The sequence below is a fragment of the Leclercia sp. W6 genome, from assembly GCF_003336345.1.
GTDB lineage: Bacteria > Pseudomonadota > Gammaproteobacteria > Enterobacterales > Enterobacteriaceae > Enterobacter.
The window spans coordinates 4,639,593-4,654,545 of sequence record NZ_CP031104.1; the positions used below are offsets into that span (position 1 = coordinate 4,639,593).

At 58.8% G+C, this 14,953-nt stretch carries 13 protein-coding genes; 8 read left to right on the plus strand and 5 right to left on the minus strand.

What is annotated here, in order from left to right:
- Positions 1 to 86 precede the first annotated feature (86 nt).
- Positions 87 to 779, plus strand: a complete 693-nt coding sequence (locus tag DVA43_RS22920; RefSeq protein ID WP_103176847.1) for an aspartate/glutamate racemase — start codon at positions 87 to 89, stop codon at positions 777 to 779.
- Here the strand turns inward: DVA43_RS22920 and DVA43_RS22925 are convergent.
- Complete coding sequence (locus tag DVA43_RS22925) at positions 766 to 1,704, minus strand: LysR family transcriptional regulator (protein WP_114317188.1); 939 nt, start codon at positions 1,702 to 1,704, stop codon at positions 766 to 768. The two genes, DVA43_RS22920 and DVA43_RS22925, sit on opposite strands and share 14 nt — an antisense overlap.
- Before the next feature lie 119 nt (positions 1,705 to 1,823).
- Here DVA43_RS22925 and lysA point away from each other — a divergent pair, with 119 nt between their 5' ends.
- Positions 1,824 to 3,086 carry a diaminopimelate decarboxylase gene (gene lysA / locus DVA43_RS22930; protein WP_114316871.1) on the plus strand — a complete coding sequence of 421 codons (1,263 nt, stop codon included), beginning with the start codon at positions 1,824 to 1,826 and terminating at the stop codon, positions 3,084 to 3,086.
- Here lysA and DVA43_RS22935 read toward each other — a convergent pair.
- Positions 3,056 to 4,093 (minus strand): LacI family DNA-binding transcriptional regulator, encoded by a 1,038-nt coding sequence (locus tag DVA43_RS22935; RefSeq protein WP_114316872.1) that lies wholly within the window; start codon positions 4,091 to 4,093, stop codon positions 3,056 to 3,058. The two genes, lysA and DVA43_RS22935, sit on opposite strands and share 31 nt — an antisense overlap.
- Positions 4,094 to 4,385: 292 nt before the next feature.
- On the opposite strand from DVA43_RS22935, the gene DVA43_RS22940 reads away from it, so the two are divergent.
- From DVA43_RS22940 to DVA43_RS22955, 4 genes are all read left to right on the plus strand, one after another.
- On the plus strand, positions 4,386 to 5,723 hold the full coding sequence (locus DVA43_RS22940) for a PTS sugar transporter subunit IIC (RefSeq protein ID WP_114316873.1): 1,338 nt from the start codon (positions 4,386 to 4,388) through the stop codon (positions 5,721 to 5,723).
- On the plus strand, positions 5,720 to 7,147 hold the full coding sequence (locus DVA43_RS22945; protein WP_114316874.1) for a glycoside hydrolase family 1 protein: 1,428 nt from the start codon (positions 5,720 to 5,722) through the stop codon (positions 7,145 to 7,147). Before DVA43_RS22940 ends, DVA43_RS22945 begins: the two co-directional genes overlap by 4 nt.
- Positions 7,148 to 7,237: 90 nt before the next feature.
- Positions 7,238 to 8,011 carry an FCD domain-containing protein gene (locus tag DVA43_RS22950; RefSeq protein ID WP_114316875.1) on the plus strand — a complete coding sequence of 258 codons (774 nt, stop codon included), beginning with the start codon at positions 7,238 to 7,240 and terminating at the stop codon, positions 8,009 to 8,011.
- A complete protein-coding gene (locus DVA43_RS22955) occupies positions 8,008 to 8,484 on the plus strand; it encodes a GNAT family N-acetyltransferase (RefSeq protein ID WP_103822742.1) in 477 nt (158 codons plus the stop codon). Before DVA43_RS22950 ends, DVA43_RS22955 begins: the two co-directional genes overlap by 4 nt.
- Here the strand turns inward: DVA43_RS22955 and galR are convergent.
- Entirely contained in the window at positions 8,445 to 9,461 is a 1,017-nt protein-coding gene (gene galR, locus DVA43_RS22960) for an HTH-type transcriptional regulator GalR (RefSeq protein ID WP_114316876.1), read from the minus strand. The genes DVA43_RS22955 and galR overlap by 40 nt on opposite strands.
- Before the next feature lie 621 nt (positions 9,462 to 10,082).
- On the opposite strand from galR, the gene aas reads away from it, so the two are divergent.
- Together aas and lplT are read left to right on the plus strand one after the other, a co-directional pair.
- Positions 10,083 to 12,242, plus strand: coding sequence for a bifunctional acyl-ACP--phospholipid O-acyltransferase/long-chain-fatty-acid--ACP ligase (gene aas / locus DVA43_RS22970; RefSeq protein WP_114316878.1), 2,160 nt, complete (start codon positions 10,083 to 10,085; stop codon positions 12,240 to 12,242).
- Positions 12,235 to 13,428 carry a lysophospholipid transporter LplT gene (gene lplT / locus DVA43_RS22975; protein ID WP_114317189.1) on the plus strand — a complete coding sequence of 398 codons (1,194 nt, stop codon included), beginning with the start codon at positions 12,235 to 12,237 and terminating at the stop codon, positions 13,426 to 13,428. Before aas ends, lplT begins: the two co-directional genes overlap by 8 nt.
- Before the next feature lie 141 nt (positions 13,429 to 13,569).
- On the opposite strand, the gene DVA43_RS22980 is transcribed toward lplT, so the two are convergent.
- Complete coding sequence (locus DVA43_RS22980) at positions 13,570 to 14,610, minus strand: NADP(H)-dependent aldo-keto reductase (protein WP_103180970.1); 1,041 nt, start codon at positions 14,608 to 14,610, stop codon at positions 13,570 to 13,572.
- 116 nt (positions 14,611 to 14,726) lie between these two features.
- Complete coding sequence (locus DVA43_RS22985; protein WP_039029896.1) at positions 14,727 to 14,945, minus strand: YgdI/YgdR family lipoprotein; 219 nt, start codon at positions 14,943 to 14,945, stop codon at positions 14,727 to 14,729.
- Positions 14,946 to 14,953 lie beyond the last annotated feature (8 nt).

Genomic DNA, 14,953 nt, shown 5'->3' on the forward strand with positions numbered 1-14,953 from the left:
GCCAGCTAAAAGGAAATGTTGAACCAGAGAACTGGAAACTCGATCACAAGTTTGCTTCACTGGATGAAACCGGAAAGGAGAGCAAGATGAAAACGATTGGCCTGTTGGGAGGAATGAGCTGGGAGTCCACCATTCCCTATTATCGTCTGATCAACGAAGGGGTAAAACAGCGCCTCGGGGGACTACACTCGGCCAGCCTGCTGCTGCACAGCGTCGATTTTCATGAAATCGAAGCCTGCCAGTCCAGCGGCGACTGGGAAAAGGCGGGAGAGATCCTGGCGGAGGCCGCACTGGGCTTGCAGGGTGCCGGGGCGCAGGCCATTTTGCTCTGCACCAACACCATGCACAAAGTCGCTGAGCAGATTGAAACCCGCTGTTCCCTGCCGTTCCTGCATATCGCCGATGCTACCGGGCGGGCGATTACCGCGGCGGGCATGAACCGCGTGGCGCTGCTGGGTACACGCTATACCATGGAGCAGGATTTTTACCGCGGGCGGCTGACGGCGCAGTACGGCATCGAGAGCCTGATCCCGGACGAGGCGGATCGGGCCCGGATCAATCAAATCATCTTTGAAGAGCTGTGTCTTGGCACCTTTAGCGAGACGTCACGCCAGTACTACCTCAGCGTGATCCGCAAGCTCGCCGATCGAGGGGCGCAGGGGGTGATCTTTGGCTGCACCGAGATTGGCCTGCTGATCCCGGCGGATGAAAGCCCGATCCCGGTATTTGATACCGCCGCGATCCACGCCGCTGATGCGGTGGAGTTTATCCTTTCGTAACGGGCGAGGCTAAAAGCTGTTCCAGCGGGTCGGTGATCGCCGCCAGCCCCTGTTGCAGATGCGCGCTGAAAGCGTCCACCAGCGCCGAGGCTGGGCGGTGCAGCGGGCGGATCAGGCTCACCGTAAACGGCACCGAAATACTGAAGCGGCGAATAACAATCCCGCTGTCGGCGTAATCCAGCGCTGTCAGCGGATTGACCACCGAAATCCCCACCCCCGCGCGCACCATCGCACAGATGGAGGCCGCGCTGTGCGTCTCCACCACCATACGTCGCTTCACCTGATGTTCGGCAAAAAGCTGGTCCAGCAGCTGGCGATAACTGTCAGTGCGCGACAGGCTGATGTAGTTCTCGCCCTGAAAATCACCCGGCGTCAGCACCGCTTTTGCGGCGAGGGGATGGCCGGCGGGCAGGACGCACACCTCATCTAATGACAGCAGCTCGTGACGCGCGGTGCCCGCGGGGGTCGCCAGGGTTTCGGTCAGGCCGAGATCGTGACGCTGGGCCGAGAGCCACTCCTCCAGCAGGGGCGACTCCTGGGGCACGATGGTCAGATTCACGTCCGGGTAGCGGGCAAGAAACGGCTGTAGCAGGGCGGGTAAAAATGACTGGGAGAAGACCGGCAGGCAGACGACGGAGAGCTCGCCCTGGCGAAACTCGCGCAGGCTGTCGGCGGCGCTGACGATACGGTCCAGCCCGTACCAGGATCGCTGCACCTCTTCGAAGAGCCGCAGCCCCTGCACCGTAGGGTGTAGCCGCCCGCGGGTGCGCTCGAACAGCGTCAGGCCGATCACCTTCTCGAAGCGCGCCAGCTCGCGGCTCACCGTCGGCTGCGAGGTGTGCAGCAGGCGTGCGGCTTCGGTCAGGTTCCCGGCGGTCATCACCGCGTGGAAAATCTCAATATGGCGTAAATTCACAGCGGGCATGGCAGCAACCTGGTTGAACATAATCCATATCATTTTTGCATAGAGTGGCGATAAAACGATATTTTTTATTCTCTTCGGGCTGTGGCGTAATCATAAAAAACGTATTCCCGGAGAGCACCATGCCACGCCCGCTGAACAACACCGATACCGATCTCAATGCCGACAATTTGCTGCGCCTGCCTGCCGAGTTTGGCTGCCCTGTCTGGGTCTACGACGCGCAGATCATCCGCGACAAAATTGCCGCCCTGCATCAGTTCGACGTGGTGCGCTTTGCCCAGAAAGCCTGCTCCAACATCCATATTCTGCGCCTGATGCGCGAGCAGGGCGTCAAGGTCGACTCCGTGTCGCTGGGTGAAATCGAGCGCGCGCTGGCGGCGGGCTACGATCCGCAGATCGACAGCGATGCGATTGTCTTTACCGCTGATCTGATCGACAGCGCCACGCTTGCCCGGGTGCATGAGCTACAGATCCCGGTTAACGCCGGTTCCGTGGACATGCTGGAGCAGCTCGGTCAGGTGTCGCCGGGCCACCGCGTCTGGCTGCGGGTTAACCCGGGCTTTGGTCACGGCCACAGCCAGAAGACCAACACCGGCGGCGAAAACAGCAAACATGGCATCTGGTACAGCGATCTGCCTGCGGCACTGGCCGTACTGCAACGCTATAACCTGAAGCTGGTGGGCATTCATATGCATATCGGCTCCGGCGTGGACTACGGTCATCTCGAGCAGGTGTGCGGCGCCATGGTGCGCCAGGTGATTGAGTTTGGTCAGGATCTGGAGGCGATCTCTGCGGGCGGCGGGCTGTCGATCCCCTATCGTGAAGGGGAAGAGGCGATCGATACCGATCACTACTACGGCCTCTGGAATGGCGCCCGCGACAAAATCGCCGCCCATCTGGGCCACCCGGTGAAGCTGGAGATCGAACCGGGGCGTTTCCTCGTCGCCGAATCGGGCGTGCTGGTGTCGCAGGTGCGCAGCGTGAAGGCGATGGGCAGCCGCCATTTCGTGCTGATTGATGCGGGCTTCAACGATCTGATGCGCCCGGCCATGTACGGCAGCTACCACCACATTTCGGCGCTGGCTGCCGATGGCCGCGACTTATCTCAGGCCGATCTCGTGGAGACGGTGGTGGCCGGGCCGCTGTGCGAATCCGGGGATGTGTTTACCCAGCTGGAGGGCGGAAAAGTGGAAACCCGTGCGCTGCCGCCGGTCGTACCGGGGGATTATCTGGTGCTGCACGATACCGGCGCATACGGCGCGTCTATGTCATCTAACTACAACAGCCGTCCGCTGCTGCCGGAAGTGCTGTTCGATAAGGGCGCGGCGCGCCTGATCCGCCGCCGCCAGACCATTCAGGAACTGCTCGCCCTCGAACTGTTCTGATCCCACCAGGGTCCCGTCGCCACCGAATCGCGTAACACCAGCGTGCCGGTGAAGGGCGGGATCGCTTCGATCGGCTCGTTTTTGACCAGCCGGATGGCCTGATCGATCGCGGTGGTGATCATGTTGTCGATGGGCAGATAGACGGTAGAGAGCCCCGGCTCCAGCCACTTCGCACACGGTGCGTCATCGAAGCCGAACAACGACACATCCTGTGGAATGCGCAGCCCGGCCTGGTGCAGCGCCTTCGACGAGCCCAGCGCCATATCGTCGTTACAGGCAAACAGGGCGCTGAACGTCACCTTCTCGTTCAGCAGCTCCTGACACAGCTCGTATCCGCGCGTCATTCCCGAATCGCCATACTTCACCCGGTTCTCATCCCAGGGAATGCCGTGCTTCTCCAGCGCCTTGCGATAGCCCGTCAGCCGCGCCTTGCCGGTAGGGGTGTGGATCGGCACGGTTATGCAGGCGATCTCCCGGTGCCCCTGGCTTATCAGATACTCCACCGCGTTGAAGGCCGCCTCCTGCTGCTCGAAGAAGACGCAGCGCTCCCGCGCCTGGCTGACGTCACGATTGATCACGATAAGCGGCATCTGCACGCTGTTGATGAGCTTCATGATCGCTTTTTCGCTCATGTAGCGGGTGTAGAGCACGATGGCATCGCACTGGCGATCGGCCAGCATCTGCACCGCTTCCTCTTCCCGCTCAGGGGTGTCGTGACCGTCGGTGACAATCAGCTGCTTACCGTGCGTTTCAGTCTGTCTTGAGGCCTGTTGCAGCAGGCGACCAAAGTAAAAACCGTCAAAGGTTGAGACCACCAGACCAATGCTGTTGCTGGTCCGGTTCGCCAGCGATCGCGCCAGGAAATTGGGGCGATAGCCCAGCTCTTCCATCGCGTTAAAAACCTGCTGACGGGTGCTCTCTTTTACCTGACCTGTGCCGTTCAGTACGCGCGATACGGTGGCTTTCGACACGCCCGCACGCAGTGAGACATCCAGCATTGTTGCCATTCGATATTCCTGCTTCCACGTTATGCACGGAAGTTTATCACAGACGTTCAGAGGCATAAGCCGGGCGGGAGGGTGAAAACCCCCATCACGATCACGCTTTCCGGCAACAGATGAAGGAGTAACAACAAGTGGCATACCAAAGTGTTGATAAATCATACTCCGGGATACCTCTTACCGCGTTGGGAGCTTAATCACAGAACAAATCTTCACCAGAAGCTATTTTTGGTATGCCAATAGAAGCCGGCTGAACACCTAAATCCCAATAAAGGCCCTTTTACTGAGGTACTACCCTATGGCATTACAGGAAAAACTGATCAACTCTCTGGGCAGTTTCGCCACAAAGTTCAACAGTTATCGCTATATCATGGCGATAAAGTCCGCCTTCATCACCTTAATGCCGGTCATCATTGTTGGCGCATTTTCGGTGCTAATCTCCAACATGGTGCTGGATCCGAAGAACGGCTTAGCCAGCTTTCAGTCGCTTTCGTTTCTCGCCACGCTGAAACCGATCACCAGCGCCCTGAACTACGCCACGCTCAACTTCCTCAATATCGGGGCCGTGTTCCTGATCGGCATTGAGCTGGGGCGCATCAACGGTATTAAGTCGTTGTTCCCGGGGCTGCTGGCGGTGATCTGCTTTATCTGCGTCACCCCGACCACCGTTGAGATGATGGTCGATGGCGAAATGCACATGGTAAAAGATGTGCTCCTGCGCCAGTTCTCGGATACCCGCAGCCTCTTCCTCGGCATGTTTATCGCCATCCTGTCGGTGGAGATCTACTGCTGGCTGGAGGGGCGCCCGGGATTGAAAATCAGGATGCCAGATACCGTACCGCCGAACGTCTCGGCCTCGTTCTCGGCCCTGATCCCGGCGATCATCACCACTACTACCATTGCCACCTTCGGCTTTGTCTTCCATCAGCTCACCGGCATGTATCTCTACGATGCGGTATACCAGGTGGTGCAGCAGCCGCTTGAGCGGGTAGTGCAAAGCCTGCCGGGGATCCTGCTGCTGATGTTCGTGGCCCAGCTCTTCTGGGTGATAGGGATCCACGGCAACCAGTTGATCAAACCGATCCGTGAGCCGCTGCTGCTGGGAGCGATCACTGTCAACATGAGCGCCTTTGAGCAGGGCAAAGAGATCCCGAACATCATCACCATGCCGTTCTGGGATGTCTATATGAGCATCGGCGGCTCGGGTCTGACCATCGGCCTGCTCATCGCGGTGATGATCGGCACCAAACGCAAAGAGATGAAGGAGATCGCCAAGCTCTCCATCGGCCCGGGGATCTTTAACATCAACGAGCCGGTGATCTTCGGTATGCCAATCATGCTCAACCCGATTCTGGCGATCCCGTTCATCATCACCCCGCTGGTGACCGGCACCATCGGCTACTTCGCCACCGTCACCGGCTTTGCCGGCAAAGCGGTGGTGATGGTGCCCTGGACCACGCCGCCGCTGATCAACGCCTGGCTCTCTACCGCCGGGTCGATGGGCGCGGTCGTAACCCAGCTGGTCTGCATTATCACCGCCGTACTGATCTATCTGCCGTTTGTGAAGATCGCCTCCCGCCGGGCAGAGCAGGCCGCGATGCAGGCCGCGAACCAGGAGGCGACGAATAACGCATGAGCATTAAACAGATGACTATCCCCGAGGGGTTTATCCTTGGGGCCGCGGCCTCCGCCTGGCAAACCGAGGGCTGGAGCGGCAAAAAAGCCGGGCAGGATTCCTGGATCGATCTCTGGTACAAAAACGATCGTCAGGTGTGGCACAACGGCTACGGCCCGGCGGTGGCGACTGACTTTATCAACCGCTTCCGTGAAGATGTGGCGCTGATGAAGCAGGCGGGGCTGACCCACTACCGCACTTCCATCAACTGGTCGCGTTTTCTTACCGACTACGAAAACGCCACCGTTGATGAGGAGTACGCTGCGTATTACGACGCCCTGTTTGCCGAGATGCACCGCCAGGGCATTGAGCCGATGATCTGTCTCGAGCACTACGAGCTGCCGGGCACATTGCTGGAAACCTACGGCGGCTGGGCGTCGAAGCATGTGGTCGAGCTGTTCACCCGCTATGCTGAACAGGTCTTTGCCCGCTATCACCATGTGGTGAAGCGCTGGTTTACCTTCAACGAGCCGATTGTGGTGCAGACCCGGGTATACCTCGACGCCCTGCGCTGGCCTTATGAGCAGAACACCCATACCTGGATGCAGTGGAACCACCACAAAGTGCTGGCGACGGCGAAGGTGGTGAAGCTGTTCCGCGAGAAGGGCTACAGCGGCAGCGTAGGCTGCATTCTCAATCCGGAAGTCACTTATCCTCGCTCCCGGGCCGCCCACGACATAAAGGCTGCGGAGATCTACGATCTGTTCTACAACCGGGTGTTCCTCGATCCGCTGGTGCATGGACGTTATCCCCAGGAACTGTTCACCCTGCTGGAAAAACATCAGGTGCGGTGGGAGTACAACGACGACGAACTGGCCCTGATTGCGGAGAACACCGTCGATGAGCTGGGGATCAATCTCTATTACCCGCATCGGGTGAAGGCGCCGTCCCGGGCCTGGCATCCCGAGACGCCGTTCCATCCGGCATACTACTACGAGCCGTTTGACCTGCCGGGGCGAAGGATGAACCCCTCCCGCGGCTGGGAGATCGCCCCGCGCATCATCTACGACATGGCGATGCGCATCAAAAACGACTACCGCAATATCGACTGGTTCGTGGCCGAAAGTGGGATGGGGGTGGAAAACGAAGGCCAGTACCGTAACCGCGATGGCATCATCGAGGACAACTACCGCATCAACTTTATCAGCGAGCACCTCTATTACACGCTGCTGGCGCGGGAGGAGGGGGCCAACTGCCACGGTTACATGCTGTGGGCCTTCACCGATAACGTCTCGCCGATGAACGCCTTTAAGAACCGCTACGGCCTGATTGAGATCGATCTGGCGGACAACCGCGCCCGACGCCCCAAAAAATCGGCCAGCTGGTTCCGGCAACTGCGCGATAAGCGCGTGCTGACCCTGACCATTGATGATGAATGGAAGTAGGCGAAGAGTGCGACGCTTCTGGTAACATAGGGCACAAACTGGCCGGGAAGCTGCCCGGCCTGCGCATTAACTCTCAGTACAGGTGATAACGTGGATAAGGCTGTCGTCCCGGCGGAAAAGAAGCAGTACCAGGAGATTGGCGAGGATTTACGCGCCCAGATCGTCCAGGGGCACTATCCCGTGGGCTCACGTCTGCCGCCGGAGCGCAACATTGCGGAAACCTACGGCGTCAGCCGTACCATCGTGCGGGAGGCGCTGCTGATGCTGGAGCTACAGGGCACCGTGGATATTCGTCAGGGTTCCGGCGTCTACGTGATGCGCATTCCTGAAGAGCATGAGAACGAGGAAGAGCGCTTCTTTCACAGCGACGTCGGCCCGTTCGAGATTTTGCAGGCGCGCCAGCTGCTTGAAAGTAACATTGCCGCCTTTGCTGCGAAGATGGCGACCCGGGCGGACATCGATAACCTGCGCCGCATCATCGAGCAAGAGCAGCGGGCGATCGCCGCCAACGATAACAGCCAGGACAACAATAAAATGTTCCATCTGGTGCTGGCGGGGGCAACGCAGAATCAGATGCTGCTGGGCACCGTCGAAAGTATCTGGCATCACATGGACAGCAGCCCGCTCTGGCAGCAGTTCAATGCCCATATCGCCAGCCGGGCGTATCGCCTGAAGTGGTTGGGCGACAGACAAACCATCCTCGCCGCCCTGCGCCGTCGCGACGTGATGGGTGCCTGGCAGGCGATGTGGCAGCATCTGGAAAATGTCAAAAAGAGTCTGCTGGAGCTCTCCGACGAGGACGCCCCGGACTTTGACGGCTACCTGTTTGAGTCGGTCCCCCTTTTCCAGGGGAAACTGATGTGATTATTCAACCGCTGTACGCCGCCCCGCATCACGCGGAGCAGGTGATTGACTGGCTGTGGCAGGCCTTTGGTGACGGCCTGTCGCGTGACTTTTTTGCCAGCGTCGTGACCTATAGCCAGACCCCCGGCGCGCTGCCGCTCACCTTTATTGCTACCGAAGGGAAACGCCTGCTCGGCACGGTGGGGTTATGGCGCTGCGATCTGATTACCCGCCAGGATCTCCATCCCTGGCTGGCGGCGCTGTATGTGGACGACGCGGCGCGCGGACAGGGACTGGCGGGGAAGTTACAGCGGCATGTTCAGCGCTACGCCGCAGAGAGCGGCTTTAGCGAACTGCATCTCTGGTCTGCCTGCCGCGATTTTTATGAGCGCTACGGCTGGCACTATATCGGTGACGGTCTGGAGTACCCGGACAAAACCGTTCATCTCTACCGCTATTCGCTGGCGGACTCTGCGGGCGGCACAACGGAGTGACGACGCACCAGCGTCGGGCTGAATACGTGAGTGATTTCCGGCGGCTGGCGTTTATCCGCCAGTGACAGCGCCAGCTCCGCCGCCTGGGTCGCCATGGTGACGATAGGATAGCGCACCGTGGTCAGGCGCGGCCGCACATAGCGGGAGATGAGAATGTCATCGAAGCCGATCAGCGAAATATCCCCCGGCACGTCAATGCCGTTATCGTTCAGCACACCCATCGCCCCGGCGGCCATCGAGTCGTTGTAACAGGCGATCGCCGTAAAGTTACGCCCCCGTCCCAGCAGCTCGGTCATCGCCTGCTCGCCGCCGCGCTCGTCGGGTTCACCATAAGTGACCAGGCGATCGTTGCAGGGCAGGTCATTCTCACGCAGCGCATCGTAATAACCCTGCAGCCGATCTTCGGCATCCGAAATGGGGTGGTTGGAGCAGAGATAGCCGATACGGGTATGCCCCTGCTGGATCAGATGGCGGGTAGCAAGCCAGGCGCCGTAGCGATCGTCCAGCGCCACGCAGCGCTGTTCATAGCCGGGAATAATGCGGTTCACAATCACCATGCCGGGGATCTGCTTCATCAGATGGACTAACTCGTCATCCGGCAGCTTTTTGGCATGCACCACCAGCGCCGCGCAGCGGTGGCGGAGCAGCTGCTCAATCGCCTGACGCTCTTTCTGCTCGTTGTGGTAGCCATTGCCGATCAGCAGAAAATTACCGGTCTGGTAGGCGACCTGCTCGACGGCTTTGACCATCGCGCCGAAAAAGGGATCGGAGACATCGCCCACCACCAGCCCGACGGTATCGGTAGACTGCTGAGCCAGCGCCCGGGCGTTGGCGTTGGGGTGATAGTTCAGGGATTCCATGGCGGTCAGCACCGCCTGGCGGGAGGTTTCACTGGCTTTCGGAGAGTTGTTGATCACACGTGAAACCGTGGCGACGGAAACACCCGCCAGTCGGGCCACATCCTTTATTGTCGCCATTCTCTACCTTCTTGTTAGGGTAAGCGTTTACACACTCAATAGTGTTGCGGAAAAGTGAGGCGTATTCAAGCGCAGGGCGGTGAGGCAATTCACAAAGGTGAGAAACGCTGGCGGAAACGGTGTAATCGTTACACAGCGAAGCGTGACAGAAGAGGGTGAATTTGAATCTTTGGTTACACTTTGCCTCAGGCTGTTGCGATTGTCTGCTGGCAGGGGTTTGGGCCGCGTTGCTACATTTGAGATCCCAGAGGTATTGATAGGTGAAGTTGACCCCGGGTTAACTGACACGCTTTACACCAGCCTGCGTTCTTACGCAGGTTTTTTTTTGCTTGTTGTTCAACATGTAACAGCCAGGGAGAAAATTCACACCTGGTTGCAATTCGGCTCATTCCCTTGCTTTTTTGCGCTGGTGAAGTCGAGGGCCCGGAGCCACAATCAAGATCCCAGAGGTATTGATTGGTGAGAATTCTTAGTACGTACTGCGTACTCATCTCTTGCACCAACCTGCGCAGATGCGCAGGTTTTTTTTGTCCCTATCCGGTTGTCGCTCCCACCGCACTTCTCGTGTAATCTGCCACAATTTACCGTAACCCGGCTAATTGAAAAGCAAAGGGAGTTGAAATGCTATTTGGGTTTTTCCGCACACTGTTTCGTATCCTCTTTCGCGTCCGTCTGACTGGCGACACCCAGGCTCTGCACGCTGAACGCGTTATTATTACCCCCAACCATGTCTCTTTTATTGACGGCATTCTGCTGGCGCTGTTTTTACCCGTGCGCCCGGTCTTTGCGGTCTACACCTCCATCAGCCAGCAGTGGTACATGCGCTGGCTGTCGAGCGTGATTGAGTTCGTTCCGCTCGATCCCACCAAACCGATGATGATCAAACATCTGGTGCGTCTGATCGGGCAGGGACGCCCGGTGGTGATCTTCCCGGAAGGGCGCATCTCCATCACCGGCTCGCTGATGAAAATTTATGACGGCGCGGGCTTTGTGGCGGCGAAATCGGGCGCGACGGTAGTGCCGGTGCGCATTGAAGGCGCGGAGCTGACCTTTTTCAGCCGCCTGAAAGGACTGGTGAAGCAGCGCCTGTTCCCGCGGATTACCCTGCATCTGCTGCCGCCAACCACCTTGCCGATGCCCGATGCGCCCCGCGCCCGCGACCGACGTAAGATCGCCGGGGAGATGCTGCATCAGATCATGATGGAAGCCCGCATGGCGGTGCGTCCGCGTGAAACGCTGTATGAGTCGCTGCTGACGGCGATGTACCGTTATGGCGCGAAGAAAAACTGCATCGATGACATCAATTTTGCGCCTGATACTTATCGCAAGCTGCTGACCAAGACGCTGTTTGTCGGCCGTATTCTGGAGAAATACAGCCAGCAAGGGGAGAAGATTGGCCTGATGCTGCCGAACGCCGGGATCAGCGCGGCGGTGATCTTTGGCGCCGTCTCCCGTGGCCGTGTCCCGGCCATGCTCAACTACACCGCAGGGGTGAAAGGGCTCAGCAGCGCTTTCACCGCCGCGCAGATCAAGACCGTCTTCACCTCACGCACGTTTCTTGATAAAGGCAAACTCTGGCATCTGCCGGAGCAGCTTACTCAGGTACGCTGGGTCTTTCTGGAAGATCTTAAGGCGGAAGTCACCCTCGGCGATAAGCTGTGGATCTTTGCTCACCTGCTGATGCCGCACCTGGCGCAGGTTAAACAGCAGCCGGAAGATGCCGCTGTGATCCTCTTTACCTCCGGCTCGGAGGGGAACCCGAAGGGGGTGGTTCACAGCCACAAAAGCCTGCTGGCTAACGTCGAGCAGATAAAGACCATCGCCGACTTTACCGCCCGGGATCGCTTTATGTCGGCGCTGCCGCTGTTTCACTCCTTTGGCCTGACGGTGGGGCTGTTCACGCCACTGTTGACCGGTGCTGAAGTATTCCTCTACCCGAGCCCGCTGCACTATCGCATCGTGCCTGAACTGACCTATGACCGTAACTGTACGGTGATCTTCGGCACCTCGACCTTCCTTGGCAACTACGCCCGTTTTGCCAATCCGTATGATTTCCATCGCGTGCGCTACGTGGTAGCCGGAGCGGAAAAATTGCAGGAGAGCACCCGCCAGCTGTGGCAGGATAAATTTGGCCTGCGCATTCTGGAGGGCTACGGCGTGACCGAGTGCGCGCCGGTGGTCTCTATTAACGTGCCGATGGCGGCCAAACCGGGAACGGTAGGACGCATTCTGCCGGGAATGGACGCCCGTCTGCTCGCTGTGCCGGGCATTGAAGAGGGCGGACGTCTGCAGCTGAAAGGGCCGAACATCATGAACGGCTATCTGCGGGTGGAAAATCCGGGCGTGCTGGAAGCGCCAACGGCGGAAAACGCCAACGGCGAGGTGGAGACCGGCTGGTACGACACTGGCGATATCGTGCGCTTCGATGACCAGGGCTACGTGCAGATCCAGGGACGGGCGAAGCGCTTCGCCAAAATCGCCGGTGAAATGGTCTCGCTGGAGATGGTGGAGCAGCTGGCGCTGGGGGTATCCCCTGACAAAATGCACGCCACCGCGGTGAAGGCCGACGCCAGTAAAGGTGAAGCCCTGGTGCTCTTTACCACCGACAGCGAACTGAAACGCGAGCGACTTCTGCAACAGGCGCGCGAACATGGCATCCCTGAACTGGCTGTGCCGCGTGATATTCGTTATCTCAAACAACTTCCGGTGCTGGGCAGCGGTAAGCCGGATTTTGTCACCCTGAAAGGCATGGTTGAACAGGCGGAGCCGCATGATGAGTGAGTCAGTACCTACTAACACATCCATCTGGTCGAAAGGGATGATGGCGGTTATCGCCGCCCAGTTTCTCTCTGCCTTTGGTGATAACGCGCTGCTGTTTGCCACTCTGGCGCTGCTTAAATCCCAGTTTTACCCGGACTGGAGCCAGCCGATCCTGCAGATGGTGTTTGTGGGCGCTTACATCATTTTTGCCCCTTTTGTTGGCCAGGTGGCGGACAGCTTCGCCAAAGGGCGGGTGATGATGTTTGCCAACAGCCTGAAACTGCTGGGGGCGGCGAGTATCTGCTTTGGCGTCAATCCGTTTGTGGGCTATACGCTGGTGGGCGTCGGGGCGGCAGCCTACTCCCCGGCTAAATATGGCATTCTCGGTGAACTCACCACCGGCGATAAGCTGGTGAAAGCCAACGGGCTGATGGAGGCCTCCACCATTGCGGCGATCCTGCTGGGCTCGGTAGCCGGCGGCGTGCTGGCGGACTGGCACGTGCTGGCGGCGCTGGGGGTCTGTGCCGTGGTGTATGGCGGGGCGGTGCTTGCCAACCTGTTTATCCCGAAACTGCCGGCGGCGCGTCCGGGGCAGTCCTGGCGCTTTACGCCGATGACCGCCAGCTTCTTTAACGCCTGTCGCGTACTGTGGCGTAACGGCGAAACCCGTTTCTCACTGATGGGCACCAGCATGTTCTGGGGGGCAGGGGTGACGCTGCGCTTCCTGCTGGTGCTCTGGGTGCCGACGGCGCTGGGCATTACCGATAACGCCACGCCGACCTATCTCAACGCCATGGTGGCGGTGGGGATCGTGCTGGGCGCGGGGGCTGCGGCGAAGCTGGTGACGCTGCAAACCGTCGCCCGTTGCATGCCTGCCGGGGTCCTGATCGGCCTGGTGGTGCTGATCTTCGCCCTGCAACATGCGCTGTTGCCTTCCTATGCGCTGCTCTTCCTGATGGGGATCTGCGGGGGCTTCTTTGTGGTGCCGCTGAACGCGCTGCTCCAGGAACGCGGGAAGCATACCGTCGGCGCGGGAAATGCCATCGCGGTGCAAAATCTCGGCGAAAACGCCGCCATGCTGCTGATGCTCGGTCTTTACTCGCTTGCGGTGAAGGTGGGCGTGCCTGTGGTGGGCATTGGCGTCGGGTTTGGCGGACTGTTTGCGGTGGCGATAGCGGCGCTCTGGGTGTGGCAGCGTCGTCGATGATGTGGCGGCGGCTACGAAATCCGCCTTTGACCTTGTAGGCCCGGCAAGCGAAGCGCCGCCGGAGCGACTTGTTGGGTGGTGGCTTCGCCTTACCCGACCAATGAAACTAAAAAGGCAACTGTCGTTGCCTTTTTGCGTTTATTACGGTGCCGGATAGGTATACACCTGATGCACCGCCTCAATCTCCGCTAACACCTCTTCGCTCAACTCCAGATGGAAGCTTTCGATATTCGTTTTCAGCTGCTCCATGGTGGTCGCGCCCAGCAGGGTGCTGGCGACAAACGGCTGACGGCGCACAAAGGCCAGCGCCATCTGCGCCGGATCGAGCCCGTGACGTCTGGCGATATCGACATAGGCTGCCACCGCTTTTTGCGTCTGCTCGCCGCTGTACCGGGTAAAGCGGCTGAAGAGGGTATTACGCGCTCCCGCCGGTTTTGCGCCGTTAAGATACTTACCGGTCAGCGTACCAAAGCCCAGGCAGGAGTACGCCAGCAGCTCAACACCTTCATACTGGCTCACCTCCGCCAGACCCACTTCGTAGCTGCGGTTCAGCAGGCTGTACGGGTTCTGAATGGTCACGATACGCGGCAGGTCGTGCTTGTCCGCCAGGTGCAGATAACGCATCACGCCGAACGCCGTTTCGTTAGAGACGCCGATGTAGCGGATTTTGCCCGCGCGCTGGCACTCGGTTAACGCTTCCAGGGTTTCCAGCAGCGTGACAACAGGGGCGCTGTCGCTCCAGCTGTAGCCCAGTTTGCCAAAGCAGTTTGTTGCGCGCTGCGGCCAGTGAACCTGATAGAGATCGAGGTAATCGGTCTGCAGACGCGTCAGGCTGGCGTCCAGCGCGGCGCGGATGTTTTTACGATCGAGGACCTGATTCGGGCGAATGCCGCTGTCGTTATTGCGGGAGGGGCCGCTGACCTTGGAGGCGACAATCAGCTTTTCGCGATTACCGCGCTTTGCCAGCCAGTTGCCGACGTAGGTTTCAGTTAAGCCCTGCGTTTCAGGACGTGGCGGAACCGGGTACATTTCCGCGACATCAATCAGGTTAATGCCCTGGCTGACGGCGTAATCGAGTTGTGCATGGGCATCGGCTTCGCTATTTTGTTCACCAAATGTCATCGTGCCCAACCCCAGTTGGCTTATCTCAAGAGCGCTATGGGGGATACGGTGATAATGCATAGCCGGCTTCCTTATTTGACATGTTATCTGCGTCAGGAAACTCCCGACAAAGGACTATAAACATGACAGAGGGGAAGAGAAAAATCAAAAGGCCAGCAAGCCGCTGACCTTTATTATTATCTTTCTATAATCTGTGAAACTTCGTCGCGGTTAATCTGCATATTGTTACCCTGCTGATCGCGGTAGCTGACCAGCCCGGTATCATCGTCGACTTCGGGTTTGCCGTCGGTCAGAATCATACGACCATCTTTGGTCGCCATGACGTAGTCGCTGCTACAACCAGAAACGGCAAACGCTAAACCAACTGCCGAGATTATCACTGCCCATTTCTTCATTCTTGTTA

Excerpts from the sequence above, each read along its gene's own strand:
- DVA43_RS22920 (WP_103176847.1), top strand. The coding sequence starts at position 87 with ATGAAAACGATTGGCCTGTTGGGAGGAATGAGCTGGGAGTCCACCATT.
- DVA43_RS22925 (WP_114317188.1), bottom strand. The coding sequence starts at position 1,704 with ATGCCCGCTGTGAATTTACGCCATATTGAGATTTTCCACGCGGTGATG.
- lysA (WP_114316871.1), top strand. The coding sequence starts at position 1,824 with ATGCCACGCCCGCTGAACAACACCGATACCGATCTCAATGCCGACAAT.
- DVA43_RS22935 (WP_114316872.1), bottom strand. The coding sequence starts at position 4,093 with ATGGCAACAATGCTGGATGTCTCACTGCGTGCGGGCGTGTCGAAAGCC.
- DVA43_RS22940 (WP_114316873.1), top strand. The coding sequence starts at position 4,386 with ATGGCATTACAGGAAAAACTGATCAACTCTCTGGGCAGTTTCGCCACA.
- DVA43_RS22945 (WP_114316874.1), top strand. The coding sequence starts at position 5,720 with ATGAGCATTAAACAGATGACTATCCCCGAGGGGTTTATCCTTGGGGCC.
- galR (WP_114316876.1), bottom strand. The coding sequence starts at position 9,461 with ATGGCGACAATAAAGGATGTGGCCCGACTGGCGGGTGTTTCCGTCGCC.
- aas (WP_114316878.1), top strand. The coding sequence starts at position 10,083 with ATGCTATTTGGGTTTTTCCGCACACTGTTTCGTATCCTCTTTCGCGTC.
- lplT (WP_114317189.1), top strand. The coding sequence starts at position 12,235 with ATGAGTGAGTCAGTACCTACTAACACATCCATCTGGTCGAAAGGGATG.
- DVA43_RS22980 (WP_103180970.1), bottom strand. The coding sequence starts at position 14,610 with ATGCATTATCACCGTATCCCCCATAGCGCTCTTGAGATAAGCCAACTG.
- DVA43_RS22985 (WP_039029896.1), bottom strand. The coding sequence starts at position 14,945 with ATGAAGAAATGGGCAGTGATAATCTCGGCAGTTGGTTTAGCGTTTGCC.